This window comes from Sphingomonas sp. (genome assembly GCF_017304635.1).
Lineage (GTDB): Bacteria > Pseudomonadota > Alphaproteobacteria > Sphingomonadales > Sphingomonadaceae > Sphingomonas.
Genome location: NZ_JAFKMA010000006.1, coordinates 127161 through 144738, shown reverse-complemented (window position 1 = coordinate 144738; position 17578 = coordinate 127161). Strand labels below are relative to the sequence as shown.

Genomic DNA, 17578 nt, shown 5'->3' with positions numbered 1-17578 from the left:
GGGGATCTGACGCCGCAAACCATCAACGCCGACAATTCCGGACAGCAACTCAAGATCGTCTTCCCCGCCGCGCGGTTGCAGCCGCCCTTCTTCAGCATGACCGCCGATCCGGCCGTCAATTACGGCGGGATCGGCGCAATAATCGGCCACGAATTGACGCACAGCTTCGACAACGCCGGTCGCCAGATCGATATTAACGGCAACTTCAAGGATTGGTGGACGTCCACCGACGTCGCCGAGTTCGATCGCCGCATCGCCGTGCTCGGCGCGCAATATGACGCGTTCGAGCCGCTGCCGGGACAACACGTCAACGGCCAGCTGACGATGGGCGAGAACATCGCGGACCTCGGCGGCCTGCTCGCCGCGCTGGACGCCTATCATGCATCGCTGGGCGGCAAGCCCGCACCGGTGATCGACGGACTGACCGGCGACCAGCGCTTTTTTCTGTCCTACACCCAGGTGCGGCGTTCTAAGGACAGCGACGATTTCATGCGAGCGACTCTGTCGAACGACGATCACGCCCCCAACCGGTTCCGCGTGATTGGCGCAGTGCGTAATGTCGATGCTTGGTATGACGCGTTCGGCGTGAAGCCGGGCGAGAAATACTATTTGGCGTCAGGGTCGCGCGTACGAATTTGGTAGCGCCAAAGGCAACAATGCGCCCTAATTTCGGTCGTTGAATGAGCGAGAGCTGATCCGGAAAGCCGTCGTCCGCTCAGGCCGCTACGTGATGCGCGATCGGTGTCACGCAGTTCGCCCGCTATTTGCTTTGAACCAGCTCCAGCGATCCGGGTGAGCCAACCGGTGCGGATGGTCCAGCAAGCCCAAAAATTAAGCTCTCAACCTCTTCGGTCGGAACGGCGAGATCGCTTGCGATCTCGGCCTTGGTAAGTCTCTTCGTCCAAAGTGCCGTCAGGACCTTTGCAAGCACGACCGAAGTCTCGCGCTCGACGCCCTGAGGTTCGCCGCTGCGGTAGCCGAGTTTGCCCAGCTCGATGCAAAACGATCTATAGTTCCAATCGCTAAGGAGGTTCAGAGAGTGCAACCGATAGGCAAGCGCCATTGCGGAAACCCGCCACCGGCTCTTCGCGCGGATAATCTGCTGGGGCGACACAATCGTCGACAGCTCGTTTTTGACATCATGCTCGGGCATCAGGAACGCCGACGCAAACTGATCGGCCTGAAACTCGGCGCCCTTGTCGTTGCGCGCACCAGCGTGGTGATGGAGCACCAAGTGGCCCAGTTCGTGCGCGCTATCGAATATGGAACGCTCCGCGCTCTTCTCTTGGTTCAGGAAGATGTAGGGGTGATCACCGCGCCAGAAAGAGTAGGCGTCGACGTTGAGCGTATTCTCCGATAGCGACAATACCCTAACGCCCTTCGACTCCAGCAGCTTAAGCATGTTGCCGATGGGTCGGTCGCCGAGACCCCAGTGCTGACGCAGGAGGCGCGCCGCGCTCTCCGGGCGGCTCCGCTCCTTGTTGAGATCAATGAGGTCGGCTTCGGGCAGATCGAAGCGATTATCGATCCATCCGTAGAGCTCGACGCCGAGCGAGCCGGCGGCGAGGGAGGCGTCGCGCTCCGCCGCGCTCATCTTCTTCAGGCTGCGGAAACTAACCGTATCCGCCTCCACCATCTCGGGCGCCTCGAGATAGAAGAAGTCAAGGGGGAAGCCGAGCGCCGCCGCTAGGCGCTCCGCGGTTCCCGGTTCGACCTGATGTCCGTTCTCAGCCTTCGACACGGTCACGGGCGTCAGTCCGGCAATCTCGCCGAGCTCCTTGCCGGTCAGTTTCCTTCTTTGCCGAGCGATGGTGAGGCGATGGGCGGAGAAGCTCATACGCCAGTTTTGAAACGAACTGGGATGTCGAAGTCCTCGACAGGCCCGGTATCTGGATCAATGGTATCGGCCCAATCAGCGTCCGGCGCTGAGATCAGGATTCGCTCGTGGAACTGGACGAAAGATCCGTTGCTAATAACCGGATGGGACAACTCAACGCTGCCGTCCTCGCCCACCATCGCGTAGTAGGTCGGCACGCCGTCTGAAATTACACCGGTTAGTGGGCCGGTATCGACGCCTGAGTATTCGAACAAGGTCGGGCCGCAAAGAAGTTCGGAGGCGCTACCTTTGGATGATCGTGGACTAGGCGGGAAATTCGGGTCACAGGCCCGGTCGACGTTCTGAAACGCGATGCGAATGCGGCGGTCGCGGTTCACCACCGCCTCTATTCCGCAGGTGCGATCCACGGTGTAGCTGCCGTCGAGCATTTGCTGACGAAGTTCCATGACGCCGTGGATGTATGCCAGTGTCCCTGGGGCATTGACCGGCATAAGGGGGCTAGCGTCGTCGGCCCAGGCTCGCGCGGTCCTAGCCACGGCCAGAAGCTGATCTGGGACGAGCCCGAAGTCGGCCAGCCGGGCGGCGACTGTTGCATCACCTTGAATGATTGCCGTAGCGAACGCGGGCATCGGCCTCTCCGTTTAATAATTACGCCCACTATAGAGGGCGTAATAATTAAACGCAAGCTGGCCGTTCAGCAGTATCGTGCCTCGATGCCTCACGACTTCGGTCGCTTGACCGATGATTGAAGGCCCCGCTTTCCGTGCCCGGCTCACGAAGCCGCAGCTGCCAAGCGGCACAGGGGCCGTCATCGGAAATTCCTAGGAAATAATCCGATCCGGTGCAGCCTCTGTGAACGTGCTTGTCTTGTTAACGGGCATGATTCAATCGATTTGCGTCGTGGTGATCCTTCGTCGCCGACCATGTGGGTGAAAATGATGCGGGTAGCTCGGATCGTCATTCAGAACTTTCGCGCCTTCGCGTCCCTCGACGTAAATGTCGCTGATGATCTGTGCTGCATTATCGGCGAGAACAACACCGGCAAGACCGCGATACTGCGGGCGGTCCAGATCTGTCTCGACAATATGTTGCCGTCGAGTTTCCGGTCACTGCTGCGCGAGGACATCCATTCCGCGATCGATGTTGCCGAGCCAAGCCAGGTTCTGATCGGCATCGAGCTGACTGGGTTCGAAGGCAAGGTGAACGAAGAAGCACTGGTCAGCACCTGGAAGACCGCCGCAGATCGTGCGCGCATATTTTACCGCTTCCGTCCACGTCCAGCTGTAAGGGAGAAGCTTGCGAGTGGCGACATCGTACCCGGGACGCTAACCCTTGAGGATTATCAGTGGGAAATCCGCGGTGGGGGTGATCCCGCGATCGACCTCACCGACATTGCGTGGGATGACGAAGGGATTGGCGAGTCCGTGCGCTTCGCCGACTTACAATCTTACCTTCTCGTTCATCTGCCCGCGCTCCGCGATGTGGAGAACGACCTGCGCAATCCCCGCCAGTCACCGCTTGTCCGCCTGATCGAGGCCTTCGAAATCGATGCGGCCGAGCAGGACGCCCTGATTGCCATCCTCGACCACGCCAATCAGGCAATCGCGAACTCGGCGACTATCGCACAGATAGCAGCGGCAATCGACGCGCGGTTCAAAGACGTCTCCGGCCCGGCGTTCGAGATGGACGCTACGCTCGGCCTGTCCGCCGCGACCTTCCGCGCAATCATCCGCAATCTAAAAATCATTCTGTCGGACCTGTCGCTCACCTCGTTTGAACCTGGCCGCAACGGTCTTGGCATGAACAACATCCTCTACATCGCGATCCTGATGGAATATCTCCAGCGGCGGATTGCGCTCGACCGCTCAGCCGGCCAGTTGATCTTGCTTGAGGAGCCCGAAGCGCATCTCCATCCCCAGCTGCAATTTTCGCTGATCGCTGCATTGCGCGCAATCGGCGTGCAGACCATCTTGACCAGTCACAGCACCCAGGTGACCTCACAGGTTCCGCTGAGCAGCATTGTATCGCTCACTAAGCGCGAGGACGCGACGATTGCTGCGGGCAATCTCGCGCTCAACGCAGCGCTGACCGCGCCGGAGATTGCTGATCTCGAACGCTATCTCGACGCAACCAAAAGCGCATTGCTCTACGCCCGCAAGGTCATGCTGGTCGAAGGGCCAGCCGAGATGTTCCTGATCCCGGCGTTGATCGAGCAGGTGTACGGCGTAAAGCTCGAGCGGCTCGGCATCTCGGTTATCGCGATTCATGGCGTCCATTTCGACGTCTATGCCAAGCTGTTCCGCGCTGGCTCGCTCGAAAAGAAGTGCGCCATCGTGGCTGATGCTGACATGACGCCGTCCGACGCCGAGGACTTTAATGCGGAAGCCGATGCTCCCAATTTGGTGGCACTGGAAAGCGACTTTGTGAACACATTCGCGGGCGCCACCACTTTCGAACGCGAACTGGTATCGGTCGGGCGCCTGCCAATGCTGATCGAGACAGTTCGTGCTCTCGGCGCCCCGCAGATTCTAGCGCAGATGGAGAATGGGCTCGCAACGCTTGCGCTCGGGGGCATGGACGTCGTCGATGAGACGGCGCTGCGCGTTGAGCTTGGCCGTATCACGCTCAATGCCGCCAAGCGCTTTGGCAAAGCGCGTTTCGCGCAAATAGCGGCGCGCTACGCTAATCTCGCGACCGATCTGCCGCCCTATATCGAGCAGGCCTATGAGTGGCTCACCGAATGATCCGGCTGACACCCGAACAGCGCGAGGCGGTCGAACATGACGGCAATCTACTGCTGACGGCTTGCCCAGGCAGCGGCAAGACGCGGGTCATTCTCGCCAAACTGCTGACGCTGGCCGATCAGGTCGTCGGCACGCCTAAGTTCATCGGCTGCATCACCTATACCAATGCCGCGGTCGACGAGATCGAGGCCCGCTTACGCACCTACGGGAACAATGCGATCGCGGACCGCTGTGAAATCTCCACGATCCACGCTTTCTGCCTGCAATTCATTGCCCGTCCCTACAGTTGGTTGATTCCAGAGGTGCCAGCGTCGTTTCAGGTGCTCTCTCGCGAGAACAGCCTATTCGAGCAGATCGTGACGGCGGTCGAGGACGCCTTCGGTCGCACGCCCGCCGGGCAGGTGTTCGAAGACTATGAATCGCTTCGCATCGACGTGAACGGCGAACCCTGCGGCCAGGGTATCGAGACCGGTATCGTCACCAATGAATCCGCTGCGCTCTATTGGGAGCGAGTCCGCGCCCACGGATATCTCGATTTCGGGATGATCCTCTATTATTCATGGAAGATACTCGAACAGTACCCGTTTGTCGGACGCGGTATCGCGAGCCGCTTTGCTTGGCTGCTGATCGACGAATTCCAGGACACCACAGACATCCAGATTGCCATCTTCGGGGCGCTCCGGCACTTCCTCCACACCCGCTTCTTTCTCGTGGGTGATCAGAACCAGTCGATCATGCGCTTTGCCGGCGCTCGCCCCGAACTCGCCGAGCAGTTCGGCGATCAGATCGACGCGCACCGCGATACGGTCCTGACTGGCAACTTCCGATGCGGGCCGGCGATAGTCAGCACTGCATCAACACTCATCCCGACGGTGCCGGGGATGCAGTCGGCGGGTGATGCAGCCCAGCTCGCGGCGCACGTGAACTACGTCCATGTCGGCCGGCCGATCGATGCAATCACCGACCATTTCCTGCCCGCCCTGCAGGATGCCGGCATCCCGCTTGGCAAGGCCGCGATACTTGCGCCATGGTGGACGCATCTCATCCCAGTCGCCCGCGCTCTCCGCGAATTCGACGTCCCGGTCTTCGGTCCGGGTGCGCGTCCGTATAAGCGTCGGCGTCTGCTTGCCGGACTTGCCGAGCAACTTGGAGCGTGCGCCGAGGCCGACAATTACCTCGGACTCCCGGGTGTCGAGCGGGCGCTGTTTCGGCTTATCGGTGATCTCACCGGGAACTCGCGCTACGATTTATTCAGCTATCAGGGGCGTCGCGTGGCGCTCGGCCTGATCTATCTCGCTCGCGAACTCGCCGACCGGTATCCCGGCGGCGTCGCTTGGCTGCGCGCCATCTCCCGCGAGGCTGGTGACTATCTCGAACGCGAGGAATGGTTGCCGGGCAGCGCCAAACAGCCGCTAATCGATTCCGCCGAGGAGATGCTGTCCGACATGCAGGCCAGCAAGGTCGATCTCGCGAATCTGCTGATCTCCGATATGGGCCTGTTCGCCAATCCCGAGCATGCGCTTAAGCTTATCACGCTGCACAATTCCAAGGGGCGCGAGTTCGATGGGGTCGCTCTGATCTGCATGAACAATGGCAGTATCCCGCATTTCTCGACATCGACGCAGGAAGCGTATGACGAGTCTCGGCGACTATTCTATGTCGGCCTGACCCGTGCCAAGCGCGTCCTTGTCGTCGCGTCCGATCAGTCACACTGGAAGAACACGCCGACCCCGTTCATTGCGCAGGCCGGACTTGAATGAATGCTTGCCCTGTTAAAATGAGTTTTGCGTTTGACGTCCCCGAGATTGGTAATTGAAAATCGCGGCCGATAGGCGGCTCACATTCGGGCCACGGACGATGCCAACAGCGAAAGTCTGCTTTCCCTTACCGACGCGCCACAAGGCGACTGTCTGCTACCGGCCCATTTCCTGTCGTTCAATCCGGGTATCCCGCCAACGCGCGGACGATTATAGCCGCCAATGCCTCTTCAGCCGCCGTCCGTGCAGAGCGAACGTCTTACATGAGATCATGCCACAACCAGTTGGGCGCCCGATGCACGACGTTGGCCACAACCTTCTCGATAGCCATCATTCGCACTGCTGCAGCATAAGGAACTTGCTTCTGTGATACGTCAGCGAACTGGATAGATTTCGCTAGCTTAGGCTCATCAACGACGTCGCTATTACCCTCGCCGCGCGCGCCAAAACGCCCGCGTCATCAACGGATCGCTGGACGGAGGCGACGCGCGCAGAAATCGCTGAGCGCTCGGTTCGAGAGACCGCGACGGCGCTCGCATCCTAGAGCATGCCGCCGGCCTTGCTGAGCAGCACTTCGATCAATTCCTCGTGTGTCATGGCGCCTCCGCCAACGACAAAGGCTTGGCACACGACTGAAGGCGATAGGCAGCTTTCGTGATGAGATGGGTTAGGCGAGCAATTCGCTCGCGCTCGCATCCAGCGGGCCAGCTAACTTTTCTACCACGGTGATCGTGGGATTTCGCGCACCCCGCTCGATATCGCTGACATAGGTGCGATGGATACCCGCCCGGTCAGCAAAATCCTCCTGGCTCCAGCCCCGCTCCTGGCGCAGCCGCCGCAAATTGCGGGCGAGGCGTTGACGAATATCCACGCGCGAGGATGAGCGCCGGCGTCACTCAACAATCTACAGACGATGAGTGACAATTGAGTTGACTGTCCGCCATGCACTCGGCTCTGTAATGTCACTGATAGTCGACGGAGATAATATGAGGCAGGCGGCAAAAATGGTGGTCATCGGGCTGAACGCTGCGAGCTTGGCGATGTCTGGCTCAGGCGTTGCTCAGACGGCGAACGAAACGCATCGGTTTGAACCGCCTGCCGGCGTCCAGGCGACCGGTCGGGTCGGACGGCCGATCTGGACGGACGAGCGCGCGATCGTCGTTGAAGGTGCGCGGATCATGCAAGCAGTGAGAAAGCGCGTCCTGATTGACGTCTATAGCGTCGCTGCTTACGACCCAATGACGCGCGTAAAATCTAAAGCAGCATTCAAAGCATGCAGCGTGACCAACAACGTCTGCCTGCTCGACGACGATGGCGATTGCACGTTCGATCGTGTCGCCAAGGACGTGTCGGGCCGCGGCTATGACCTTGATACCAAGGTGCGTTATCAAAAGATGCAAGTGGTCGAGCCGGGATCGAGCATAGAGCGCTCTATCGACTTGGTCAGCATGAGCGGCGGCCGAATGGTGTTCCGCTATCGCGAAGAGACCGAGGACAATGGCACAGTTGCCGATGAAACGTACACGGCTCCAGCGTACACTCGCGTACTCCAAATCCGTGACGTTGCTCTAACGATCATAAGTGTCACACCTGGATCGATCGAATTCAAAGCAGCCTCGGCGCTGGCCAGCGCGGCAACCTCGTTGCCGTCGGCTTGCAATCGTTGATGACAAAAGGCGAGAGGCCGGATGCAAATCGCCCCAACCTCTCGCCAACGAAATCTTGCTACTCTTTCTTTTTCTTGCTCAGACGCTCAATTTCATCCCAGTTCGTTGGATTAACAAATTCGACTTTGAGGCTTTTGGATGCCGGATCGTCGAGTAACGGGTTGACCTCACGTATGGCATTGATCGCAACCCGGACCTGCCGCGGCTCGTTCGACAGCGCCATCGCCACGAGCTTTTGCGCAATCAATTCAAGATTGGCCCTCCGCTCCGTACGACCGTCGGGCAGGCGTACAGAACGACTCTGTTTCAAGACGCGTGCTAGCATCTGATCGAGCGTCAGGGATTTGCGGCGCCGGGGTTTGTCCGACGTGGAGGCTGCTTGGTTGCCGGGCTTGAACCGCGTGTGGGTGGGCGGTTTCTTGTAGCCCACTTCATAGTCGTCCGATCCACCTTTACGTCCCTTACTCATCTCACATTTCCTTGGTTGGAGTGTTGGTTTTGGCGATTTCGGCAGTCTGGTTGGCGGTGAGGCCAGTCCACAGATTGACCGGCTCGAGGCCGGTCGCTTCCGCCACTCGATGAAGAGCGACGTCGACATAGCGGGGGTCGAGCTCGACGGCGCAGCAGCGGCGATTAGTGCGGTGCGCCGCGATCAGCGTCGTGCCTGAGCCGCAAAACGGATCGAGCACCAGATCGCCAGGGTTTGACGCATCGAGGATTGCGTCACCGACCAGCGCGGTCGGTTTAACCGTGGAGTGCAGCGCCAGCTTCTTATCCCGATCGCGCTGGAAGCCGGCCATTCCCGGATACGACCAGACGTTCGTGCGATTTCGACCGAAACGACCGAGTTGCACTTGATTGAGGTGCGGTGCCTTGCCGTTCTTGAAGACCGCGATCAGCTCATGTTGGCCCCTATAAAATGCCCCCATCGAACCGTGACCCTTGTCCCAGACACACAGGTTCTTCAGTTCGCCGAACACGGACTTGCCGGCGTTGATCAAGAGAGCGATCTGGCGAAAATCCATGCACACGTAATGGATCGAGCCATCAACGCTGTTGGCTTTGAGGTTGCTGAGCATCGTCGTCAAAAAAGCGGCGAACTCCGCATCGCTCATCTCGCCGGTCGCTTGGACGAACTCGCGATGCTTGATCTTGCCAAGCCCCGAGACGTTTCCACCGATGCGGCAGTTGTAGGGTGGATCCGTAAAGACGATCCTGGCCGGCTCGCCATTGAGCAGCGGCCCGTAGCTCAGCGGATCAAGCGCATCGCCGCAGAACAGCAGGTGTTTACCGATCTGCCACAGATCACCGCGCCGAGCGATTGCCGGAACGGTGCCAGGCTCTGGCGCTTCCGACTCTGTCGTTCCGCGATGGAGGCCGTCGATAAGCGCGTCGATCTCCGGCAACTCGAACCCGATCTCGTCGATCTCGAAATCTGGATCCTCGAGCTGGAGAAGCTCTTCGAGCTCCAACGCCAACACTCGCTTGTCGAACTTGGACTCGTCCCCGAGCTGATTATCGGCGAGGACAAACGCACGTTTTTGCGCTGGCGTCATGTAGCGAAGCTCGACGGTCGGGACTGTCGCCAAGCCAAGCTTCTTGGCTGCGAGTAAGCGACCATGACCACACAGCACCATCGCGTCGGCGTCGACGATGATCGGGTTGGTGAACCCGAACCGCTTTATCGCGCGTGCGAGCTTTGCGACCTGGCTAGGCGAGTGAACGCGGGCATTACGCGCATTTTCTACAAGAGCAGCGGGCGGCAAGTATCGAACAGAGAGCGTTTCCATACGTGCATGATACAAGCCGTAAAAATCAAAGCACAAGCATGAACGGATAGAAATTTCTCTGGTAGGCCTCTATTGCTTAGCTCGCCTCGGAAAAACCTACTCAATACATACGCAACACGCGTATAGCTAATACGCATGGTGCGTATACTTACATCCCACCTCAATAAACCAGGCAAATCCCGTTTTTGCAGTTGGTCGACCGTTTGCTCGCCGTTCGCGCGTCATAAAAATCCCGTTCCAGGACCACGGGATTTTTCTATGATACGCGCGGAAAACTGGCAGTTTCATGCCAGTTATGAGCACCTCGTAACGCGACATTCCCGTAGAAATCCCGTTCACACGGGAACGGCGATATCCGGCATGTCCGGCTGACCGCGTCATGTGACCAAACCGTACTGCCGGTCGAAGACCCAGAGAATGCGGGGCCAAAAGAGGGTGGTGGCGCGGGAGCAAGGTTCTCTGCAGTGCACAAGCAGGCGCCGACAGGCGCGGAATTGCGCCGCTTCACAGGCGTGAGTTCAAAAAATTATCGGAAGCCGAGACTGGCTGGCGGAGCGGGTAGTCATTCGAACTGCCAATACGGAATCACCATCATTTCGATTGCGTACTGATGGGAATGCGCCGGGAGAAAAACGCGGAGAAAACCATATTCCCAGTTATCAGGTGACTCTCCGCAGTACCGAACGGAACTGAACAGGCGCGAAAATGCGCCGTTTCCCGGAAGATTTCTGAGTAAAACCAGATACTTAAGACTGGGTGGCGGAGCGGGAGGGATTCGAACCCTCGATACGCTTTTGACGTATACTCACTTTCCAGGCGAGCGCCTTCGACCACTCGGCCACCGCTCCGCATGCACTGGACGGGGGCCGCGTTAGAGAGTGCGTGCGCCGGGCGCAAGCGCTTGCCGGGAACGGCGGAGCGTGGCAGCGTCGCGCACTATGCCGATCGTCCCGTTCCTGCTCGCCGCGGCGCTGGCCGCTTCGCCCGCCGCCACCGCCGCCAAGCCGGCCAAGACGCCGGCGCCGCCGCCCTCGCCGGGCGACATCGTCGCGGCCGCCCCCGCCGGCGCCTGGGCCGCCATCCCCGACGACGACATCCTGATCTTCACGCTGGCGAACGGGCGGCAGGTGGTGATCCAGCTCGCCCCCGGTTTCGCGCCGCGCCACGTCGCGCGGATGCGAATCCTGGCCAACGACAAATGGTGGGACGGCACCAGCATCTATCGCGTGCAGGACAATTACGTCGCGCAGTGGGGCGACGCGACCGAGAAGAAGCCGCTGCCCGCCGGTGTCGCCGACGGTCCGCCCGCCGAATATGTGCGCAGCGGCGCGCGGGTGCAGGTGCGGATGACGCGGCCCGATTCCTATGCCGCGGTCGCCGGCTTCTCGGCGGACGGCTGGCCGACCGGATCGGACGGCAAGGCGAGCTGGCTGACGCACTGCTACGGCATGGTCGGGGTCGGGCGCGACCTGGCGCCGTCGGTCGGCAGTTCGGCCGAGCTCTATGCCGTGATCGGGCACGCGCCGCGCGCGCTCGACCGCAACATCGCGCTGGTCGGGCGCGTGGTCGAGGGGATCGACGCGCTGTCGTCGCTGTCCCGCGGGACCGGCAAGATGGGGTACTACGGCGACGAACAGAAGCCGACGCCGATCGTGCGCGCGCGGCTGGCGTCCGCGCTCCCGGCGAGCGAGCGACCGCGGTTCGAATATCTGCTGCCGGCGACGCCCGCGTTCGCGCGGTACCTGCACGCGAAGGAGAATCGCGAGCCGCCGTTCTTCATGGTGCCGGCGGGAGGTGCCGACGTGTGTTCGGTCGCGGTGCCGGTACGGCGGCGGAAATAGGGCCGGGGTGGAGCGCGTGGTCGCGTCGGGGCGACTGGCTGCCTTTTTCCGTCACCCCGGCCTTGAGCCGGGGTCCCGCTTTTTCTGCTGAGGAAGAGGGAAGAAGCGGGACCCCGGTCGAGCCCGGGGTGACGAATTGGGGTTTGGCGGACGAGGAGCTTAATGGGCAAAGTTCCGGCGCGGCAAAGCCGCGCCGTCAGCCTTCGCGGTGCGATGCTGGCCGGCTCGCCGCTGACGCGGAAAAATAGCTCCGCTATTTTCCGACGGCGAGCTCAGGCCCCCACCCAGTCCGCGACTTCGCCCGCGACCTGGTTGGCCGCCTGGTTGATCGCCGGGCCGATCGATTCCGCGGTGACCGTCGCCACCGGCACGCGCGCCTCGAACCGCTTCTTCTCGACCTTGCTGTGGTCGGCGCCGCGGATCAGCGTCGCGTCGTAGGTCACCACCGCTTCGTGGCGGTCGCCGTCGATGCCGAAGTTGCGGAGTTCGCCCGCCAGCTGCGCGCCGGGGTCGCTGAACGATTGCGCCGGGGTCAGCACGACGCGGCCCGTCTTGGCGGCGATCGTGTCGGAGGTCAGCCGCGCGAACAGCCGTTGCGGCGCCTCCACCCAGGCGGCGCCGACGACATAGGCGACCTGGTCGCCGGTCTGCACCGGCACTCGCGCGACCGCGAGCGATTGCGGGACGACCGGCACCTGGATCGTGATCGTCTTGGCCGCCGCCGAATTCTGCGTCGACCCGACCGGCAGTGTCGCGGTGGCGTCGAGCGTCAGCAGCACCTTGGGCGGCTTGCCCCCGAAGCTGATGCAACCGGCCAGCGGCAGGGCGGCGAGCAGCAGGCCACGGGACCGGAAGAAGGATCGCGTCATCATCTCACTTGCCCTTATAATCGGGGAGGCTGGGGGCGCCGACCAGCGAGCCCGCCCCGCCGCGGTCGATCTTCTCCGCGACCGACGACAGCGCCATCGCCATCTGGCGCAGGTCGTGGACGAGTTGGCCGACTTCCGGAACGGTCTGTTTCGAGAACGCCTGGAGGCCGGGCCGCGCATCGCCGATCGCGGCGTTCAGCGTGTTCATCGACGTGTTGGCCGACGCGATCGTGCGGTTGAGGTTGGCGATCATCGGCTTCACGTCGCTGCCCAACAGACCGTTGGTGGTCTCCGCCAGCTTGCCGAACTGCTGCGCGGCGTCGCCCGCTTTCTGGATCGCGACGCGCGTTTCGGCCAGCGTGGCGGCGATTTCCGGCCCGCGATCGGCCAGCGCCTTCGACAGGCGGTTGGTATTCTCCAGGATGCCGGCGATCGACGCCTGGTTGCGATCGCTGAGCAACGCCGTCAGCCGCTCGGTCAGCGACGTCAGCCGCTCGAGCAATTGCGGCGCGTTCGCCAGCAGCGCGCCGAACCCGCTCGCCTTGGCCGGGATGCGCGGCACGCCGAGCGGGCAGGGGCTGTTGGAGCAATCGATCAGCGGCTTGCCGGCCTGCGCGCCGTCGAGCTGGACGGTCGAGGGGCCGGTGAAGCTGCCCTGGACGGCCGCGGTCGTACCGATCAGCACCGGGGTCTTGTCGTCGACCGTCACGCGCACGCGGACGAATTCGGGCTGGCGCGGATCGAGCGCGATATCCTTGACCTGGCCGACCGGCACGCCCGAGAAATTGACCGGCGATCCCTTGGCCAGACCGTCGACCGATTGCTTGAAGAAGATGTCGTACTCGCGCTTGCCTTCGGCGCCGAAGCGCGAGATCCACACCATGAACAGCGCCAGCACCGCGAGCAGGATCAGCACGACCCCGCCGACCAGCACGTGGTTGGAACGCGTCTCCATCACTCAGCCCCTATCTCTGACGGCTTCCCCGCCGCCGCTTGCTCGTGCAGGCGCGCCTGTCCGTCCTGCGCCTCCTGCGTGGCGGTGGCCGCGCGTCCCCGCGGCCCGTTGAAATATTCCTTGATCCACGGATGGTCCAACGCGATCAGCTCGTCGATGGTGCCGACCGCGATGACCTTCTTGTCCGCCAGCACCGCGACCCGGTCGCAGATCGCGTACAGCGAGTCGAGGTCGTGGGTGATGAGGAACACCGTCAGCCCCAGCGTGCGCTGCAACGACAGCGTCAGCTCGTCGAACGCGGCCGCGCCGATCGGGTCGAGCCCCGCGGTCGGTTCGTCGAGGAACAGCAGTTCGGGGTCGAGCGCCAGCGCGCGCGCCAGCCCGGCGCGCTTCTTCATGCCGCCCGACAGTTCTGCGGGGTATTTCGGCCCGGCATCGGCGGGCAGGCCGGTCATCACGACCTTGTACGACGCGATCTCGTCGAGCAGCACGGGGTCGAGCGCGGGGTAGAATTCCTTGATCGGCACCTCGACATTTTCGGCCACCGTCAGCGTCGAGAATAGCGCGCCGCCCTGGAACAATATGCCCCAGCGCTTGCGGATGTCGGTCGCCTCGGTCTCCTCGCGGCCGATCGTGGACTCGCCGAACACGGTGATCTCGCCGGCCGCAGGCGTCTGCAACCCGATGATCGATCGCATCAGCACCGACTTGCCGGTGCCCGACCCGCCGACCACGCCGATGATCTCGCCGCGATAGACGTCGAGGTCGAGGTCTTCGTGCACGACCTGCTCGCCGAAGCAGTTCTTCAGCCCGCGGACGTGGATGACCACGTCGCGCTCGCCCTGCGGCGGATCGCGTCGCGGCGCCATCACAACCACCCGATCGACGAGAAGAACACCGCGAAGAAGGCGTCGATCACGATCACCAGGAAGATGCCCTGGACGACAGCGGAGGTGGTGCGCAGCCCGACCTGCTCGGCATCGGCCTCGACCTGCATGCCCTGGAAACAGCCGGCGATCGCGATGATCGCGCCGAACACCGGCGCCTTGATGAGCCCGACATAGACGTCGCTGATCGGCACGACCTCGCGGATGCGCTCGACATAGGTGACCCAGGGGATGCCGAGCTGCGCCCAGCACAGCACGCCGCCGCCGATGATCGCGATCAAAGCGGCGTAAAAGCCGAGCAGCGGCATCATCAGCACCGTCGCCAGCACGCGCGGCACCACCAGCGCCTCCATCGGCGACACGCCGATCGTGCGCATCGCGTCGATTTCCTCGGTCAGCTTCATCGTGCCGAGCTGCGCCGCGAACGCCGAGCCGGAGCGGCCCGCGACCATGATCGCGGTCATCAGCACGCCGAGCTCACGCAACGCCAGGCGACCGGTCAGGTTGATCGTGTATTGCTCGGCGCCGAACTGCTTGAGCTGCACCGCACCCTGTTGCGCGATGACGATGCCGATCAGGAAGCTCATCAGCCCGATGATGCCGAGCGCCGACACGCCGACCACCTCGAACCGCTGCACCGTCGCGTTGAAGCGGAAGCGGCGCGGCGGCACGAACAGGCTCTTGAAGATCGCCCCGAACGCCAGCGTCGTCGCGCCGAGGAAACCGAGCAGGCCGATCATCGTGTGATAGGCCGAAATCGTCGCGTCGCCGATCTCGCCCAGCACGCGGCGGAACGGCGGGATATATTCGGCGCGGATACTGACGGGCTGGTCGGCGGCGGCGACCTGGTCGAACAGATGCTGCTGGTCGCGGTTGAGGCCGGTCACGGTCGCGCCGGTCTTCTGCGCGAACCGGTGGATCGTCCACGCGCCGATCGTGTCGAGCCGGTCGATCCCCGACAGGTCGAGCATCTCGACCCCGCTGTCGTGCGCGGCCAGCCGTTCGGGCAGGTCGCCGAGGTCGGCCAGCGACAGCCGCCCGGTGAAACGCAGCGTCCCGTTGCTCGAATCGTCGTCGAAGGAAGCGGCGGCGCTCATCACCGGTCGTCATGGGCGATTATGGCTGGATCGGCAACAACATGAACGGCATGAGAACCAGACGATGCACCGCCTCGCGATCTATGACATGGACAAGACGATCACGGCCCATGCGACGTGGACGCCGTTCCTGGCGCGCTATGGCCGGGCGCGGCCGTGGCGGGTGGCGGCGACGCTGGGGCCGTCGATGCTGTACGTGGCGAAGCGGATCGACCGCGCGCGGCTGAAGGAGATGACGCAGGCGTTGGTGCTCGGCCGCCGTCCGGCGACGGCGACGGTCGAGGCTCGGGCGCGGGCGTTCGCGGCGCGCGTCGCGGCGAAGGACGTGCGCGGCGACGCGCTGGCGCGGATCGCGGCGGATCGCGCGGACGGCTATCGCGTGATGCTGGCGACGGCGAGCTACGACTTCTACGTCCGGCCGATCGCGGCGGCGCTGGGCATCGCCGACGTGATCGCGACGCCCTCGACGATCGAGGGCGACCGTCTGATCGCGCGGATCGCCGGCGAGAATTGCTATGGCGAGGCCAAGCTGGCGATGATCCTGGCGTGGCTGGCGCGCGAGGGGATCGCGCGGGAGGACGCGCATGTGCGCTTCTATTCGGACCATGTGTCGGACGCGCCGACGCTCGATTGGGCGGACGAGCCGTTCGCGGTGAGTCCGCATGCGGCGCTACGCCAACTGGCGGCGGCGAAGGGGTGGCCGGTGCTGGAGTGGCGGTAGCCTGTTCGTCGATGCGAGGAGCGGAGCGACGCGGCAATCCAGCGTTGTTTGCGCGGCCCTAGATTGCTTCGCTGCGCTCGCAATGACGGCGGCTACACCAGTACGTCCACCATATGGATCGCCAACCCCACTAGTCCGCCAACCAGCGTCCCGTTGATCCGGATATATTGCAGGTCGCGCCCGACCGCATGTTCCAGTCGTTGGGTGATCGTGTCGGCGTCCCAGCCGCGCACCGTTTCCGACACCAGCCGCACGATCGCGTCGCCGTAATCCGCCGCCGTGCCGACCGCGGCGCGGCGCGCGAAGCGGTTGATCGTCGTCGCCAACTCGCCATTCGCCTGGAGCGTCTCGCCGAGCTGGCGCAGCGCCTCGCCGAACTTGCCGGCCATCATCGCGTCGGGATCGCGCGCGACGCGCAGCATTGCCTGGCGCAGGTGGTCCCACACCCCCTGCCACCACTCGGTCAGCGCCGGGTTGTCGAGCATCTCGTTCTTGAACCCCTCGACCCGCGCCCGCATGACGGGATCGTGGCGGAGGTCGTCGGCGAATTGCGCCAGCCCTTCCTCGGCCTTGGCGCGTAAAGGATGGTCGGGCTGTTCCGCCATGTCGTGGATCATGCCGTCGAGCCCGGCGATGATCCGGTTCGCGACCGTCTCGTCGAGCCCGGTCAGCCGCATCAGCGCGCCCGAGCGGTCGTGCACCATCGCGCGGATCAGCGGCTGGTTCGCCTCGAGCAGCTTGGCCGCCCACTTCACGATCCCGTCGAGCAAGGGAACGTGGCGATTGTCGGCGATCGCCGCCGCCAGCGCGTTGCCGAGCAGCGGCGCGATCTCCAGCGCGCGCAGGCGCTGCGCGATCGTGCCGCGGACCATTCCGCCGAGCCGTTCCTGGTCGAGCGACTCCAGCATGTCGACCGCCAACCGCGCGGCGCCGCGCCGCAATCGGCCCTCGGTCGCGCCCTTCGGGTTGGCGAGCCAGCGCCCCGCCGCGCCCGCCACGTCGAGCCGCTGCATCCGCCGCGCGACGACGCGCGGGACCAGGAAGTTGCTGCGCAGGAACTGGGCGAGATTGTCGCCGATGCGATCCTTGTTGCGCGGCACGATCGCGGTGTGCGGGATCGGCAGGCCGAGCGGATGGCGGAACAAAGCGGTGACCGCGAACCAGTCGGCCAGCCCGCCGACCATCGCTGCCTCGGCAAAGGCGCGGACGAAGCCCCAGGCGGGGTGCCGCGGCTCGAACGCGCGGGCGACGAAGAACAACGCCGCCATCGCCAGCAACAGCGCGAGCGCGACCAGCTTCATCCGGCGGAGCGCGGGCGGCGCCGCGCCGGAACTGGACAGGAGCAGGGGCGTCGGCCGCATCGTCAGGGACAATCGCTCAAACGGGGGAAGGTTCAAGCCATAATAGCCCCTC

General features: G+C 63.1%; 16 protein-coding genes and 1 tRNA gene. 6 read left to right on the top strand and 11 right to left on the bottom strand.

Going from position 1 to position 17578, the window contains the following annotated elements; translation table 11 throughout:
- Positions 1 to 642: M13-type metalloendopeptidase (locus J0I47_RS15650; protein ID WP_294047866.1), on the top strand; the 642-nt coding region annotated here is incomplete at its 5' end.
- A gap of 118 nt (positions 643 to 760) precedes the next feature.
- Here J0I47_RS15650 and J0I47_RS15645 read toward each other — a convergent pair.
- Both J0I47_RS15645 and J0I47_RS15640 read right to left on the bottom strand, forming a co-directional pair.
- The gene (locus J0I47_RS15645) at positions 761 to 1837 is read right to left on the bottom strand and encodes an ImmA/IrrE family metallo-endopeptidase (RefSeq protein WP_294047865.1); all 1077 of its coding nucleotides are present in this window, start codon (positions 1835 to 1837) and stop codon (positions 761 to 763) included.
- On the bottom strand, positions 1834 to 2466 hold the full coding sequence (locus tag J0I47_RS15640) for a hypothetical protein (protein WP_294047864.1): 633 nt from the start codon (positions 2464 to 2466) through the stop codon (positions 1834 to 1836). Before J0I47_RS15640 ends, J0I47_RS15645 begins: the two co-directional genes overlap by 4 nt.
- Before the next feature lie 294 nt (positions 2467 to 2760).
- Between J0I47_RS15640 and J0I47_RS15635 the strand changes: the two genes are divergently transcribed.
- Both J0I47_RS15635 and J0I47_RS15630 read left to right on the top strand, forming a co-directional pair.
- Positions 2761 to 4581 (top strand): AAA family ATPase, encoded by a 1821-nt coding sequence (locus J0I47_RS15635; protein ID WP_294047863.1) that lies wholly within the window; start codon positions 2761 to 2763, stop codon positions 4579 to 4581.
- Positions 4578 to 6341 (top strand): ATP-dependent helicase, encoded by a 1764-nt coding sequence (locus J0I47_RS15630; protein WP_294047862.1) that lies wholly within the window; start codon positions 4578 to 4580, stop codon positions 6339 to 6341. The genes J0I47_RS15635 and J0I47_RS15630 overlap by 4 nt, the downstream gene beginning before the upstream one ends.
- A gap of 664 nt (positions 6342 to 7005) precedes the next feature.
- On the opposite strand, the gene J0I47_RS15625 is transcribed toward J0I47_RS15630, so the two are convergent.
- Positions 7006 to 7209 carry a helix-turn-helix transcriptional regulator gene (locus J0I47_RS15625; RefSeq protein ID WP_294047861.1) on the bottom strand — a complete coding sequence of 68 codons (204 nt, stop codon included), beginning with the start codon at positions 7207 to 7209 and terminating at the stop codon, positions 7006 to 7008.
- A 115-nt stretch (positions 7210 to 7324) separates the two neighbouring features.
- Here J0I47_RS15625 and J0I47_RS15620 point away from each other — a divergent pair, with 115 nt between their 5' ends.
- The gene (locus tag J0I47_RS15620) at positions 7325 to 8005 is read left to right on the top strand and encodes a hypothetical protein (RefSeq protein ID WP_294047860.1); all 681 of its coding nucleotides are present in this window, start codon (positions 7325 to 7327) and stop codon (positions 8003 to 8005) included.
- A gap of 58 nt (positions 8006 to 8063) precedes the next feature.
- Here the strand turns inward: J0I47_RS15620 and J0I47_RS15615 are convergent, their stop codons facing one another.
- The 3 genes from J0I47_RS15615 to J0I47_RS15605 all read right to left on the bottom strand — a co-directional run bounded on the left by J0I47_RS15615 (position 8064) and on the right by J0I47_RS15605 (position 10643).
- Positions 8064 to 8474, bottom strand: coding sequence for a hypothetical protein (locus J0I47_RS15615; protein ID WP_294047859.1), 411 nt, complete (start codon positions 8472 to 8474; stop codon positions 8064 to 8066).
- 1 nt (position 8475) lies between these two features.
- A complete protein-coding gene (locus J0I47_RS15610) occupies positions 8476 to 9795 on the bottom strand; it encodes a site-specific DNA-methyltransferase (RefSeq protein WP_294047858.1) in 1320 nt (439 codons plus the stop codon).
- A gap of 757 nt (positions 9796 to 10552) precedes the next feature.
- Positions 10553 to 10643: transfer RNA gene (locus J0I47_RS15605), tRNA-Ser, on the bottom strand.
- A gap of 90 nt (positions 10644 to 10733) precedes the next feature.
- Here J0I47_RS15605 and J0I47_RS15600 point away from each other — a divergent pair.
- A complete protein-coding gene (locus tag J0I47_RS15600; RefSeq protein ID WP_294047857.1) occupies positions 10734 to 11636 on the top strand; it encodes a peptidylprolyl isomerase in 903 nt (300 codons plus the stop codon).
- 272 nt (positions 11637 to 11908) lie between these two features.
- On the opposite strand, the gene J0I47_RS15595 is transcribed toward J0I47_RS15600, so the two are convergent.
- From J0I47_RS15595 to J0I47_RS15580, 4 genes are read right to left on the bottom strand one after another with little or no spacing between them, the layout of a single operon-like run.
- Entirely contained in the window at positions 11909 to 12508 is a 600-nt protein-coding gene (locus tag J0I47_RS15595) for an ABC-type transport auxiliary lipoprotein family protein (protein WP_294047856.1), read from the bottom strand.
- A 1-nt stretch (position 12509) separates the two neighbouring features.
- Complete coding sequence (locus tag J0I47_RS15590) at positions 12510 to 13460, bottom strand: MlaD family protein (RefSeq protein WP_294047855.1); 951 nt, start codon at positions 13458 to 13460, stop codon at positions 12510 to 12512.
- Positions 13460 to 14329 (bottom strand): ABC transporter ATP-binding protein, encoded by an 870-nt coding sequence (locus J0I47_RS15585; RefSeq protein WP_294047854.1) that lies wholly within the window; start codon positions 14327 to 14329, stop codon positions 13460 to 13462. The genes J0I47_RS15590 and J0I47_RS15585 overlap by 1 nt, the downstream gene beginning before the upstream one ends.
- Entirely contained in the window at positions 14329 to 15444 is a 1116-nt protein-coding gene (locus J0I47_RS15580; RefSeq protein ID WP_294047853.1) for an ABC transporter permease, read from the bottom strand. The genes J0I47_RS15585 and J0I47_RS15580 overlap by 1 nt, the downstream gene beginning before the upstream one ends.
- Here J0I47_RS15580 and J0I47_RS15575 point away from each other — a divergent pair.
- A complete protein-coding gene (locus J0I47_RS15575; RefSeq protein ID WP_366810250.1) occupies positions 15389 to 16165 on the top strand; it encodes an HAD-IB family hydrolase in 777 nt (258 codons plus the stop codon). The two genes, J0I47_RS15580 and J0I47_RS15575, sit on opposite strands and share 56 nt — an antisense overlap.
- A gap of 92 nt (positions 16166 to 16257) precedes the next feature.
- Here J0I47_RS15575 and J0I47_RS15570 read toward each other — a convergent pair whose 3' ends face one another.
- A complete protein-coding gene (locus J0I47_RS15570) occupies positions 16258 to 17526 on the bottom strand; it encodes a DUF445 domain-containing protein (protein WP_294047852.1) in 1269 nt (422 codons plus the stop codon).
- Positions 17527 to 17578: the final 52 nt, after the last annotated feature.

Excerpts from the sequence above, each read along its gene's own strand:
- J0I47_RS15645 (WP_294047865.1), bottom strand. The coding sequence starts at position 1,837 with ATGAGCTTCTCCGCCCATCGCCTCACCATCGCTCGGCAAAGAAGGAAA.
- J0I47_RS15640 (WP_294047864.1), bottom strand. The coding sequence starts at position 2,466 with ATGCCCGCGTTCGCTACGGCAATCATTCAAGGTGATGCAACAGTCGCC.
- J0I47_RS15635 (WP_294047863.1), top strand. The coding sequence starts at position 2,761 with ATGTGGGTGAAAATGATGCGGGTAGCTCGGATCGTCATTCAGAACTTT.
- J0I47_RS15630 (WP_294047862.1), top strand. The coding sequence starts at position 4,578 with ATGATCCGGCTGACACCCGAACAGCGCGAGGCGGTCGAACATGACGGC.
- J0I47_RS15620 (WP_294047860.1), top strand. The coding sequence starts at position 7,325 with ATGAGGCAGGCGGCAAAAATGGTGGTCATCGGGCTGAACGCTGCGAGC.
- J0I47_RS15615 (WP_294047859.1), bottom strand. The coding sequence starts at position 8,474 with ATGAGTAAGGGACGTAAAGGTGGATCGGACGACTATGAAGTGGGCTAC.
- J0I47_RS15610 (WP_294047858.1), bottom strand. The coding sequence starts at position 9,795 with ATGGAAACGCTCTCTGTTCGATACTTGCCGCCCGCTGCTCTTGTAGAA.
- J0I47_RS15600 (WP_294047857.1), top strand. The coding sequence starts at position 10,734 with ATGCCGATCGTCCCGTTCCTGCTCGCCGCGGCGCTGGCCGCTTCGCCC.
- J0I47_RS15595 (WP_294047856.1), bottom strand. The coding sequence starts at position 12,508 with ATGATGACGCGATCCTTCTTCCGGTCCCGTGGCCTGCTGCTCGCCGCC.
- J0I47_RS15590 (WP_294047855.1), bottom strand. The coding sequence starts at position 13,460 with ATGGAGACGCGTTCCAACCACGTGCTGGTCGGCGGGGTCGTGCTGATC.
- J0I47_RS15585 (WP_294047854.1), bottom strand. The coding sequence starts at position 14,329 with ATGGCGCCGCGACGCGATCCGCCGCAGGGCGAGCGCGACGTGGTCATC.
- J0I47_RS15580 (WP_294047853.1), bottom strand. The coding sequence starts at position 15,444 with ATGAGCGCCGCCGCTTCCTTCGACGACGATTCGAGCAACGGGACGCTG.
- J0I47_RS15570 (WP_294047852.1), bottom strand. The coding sequence starts at position 17,526 with ATGCGGCCGACGCCCCTGCTCCTGTCCAGTTCCGGCGCGGCGCCGCCC.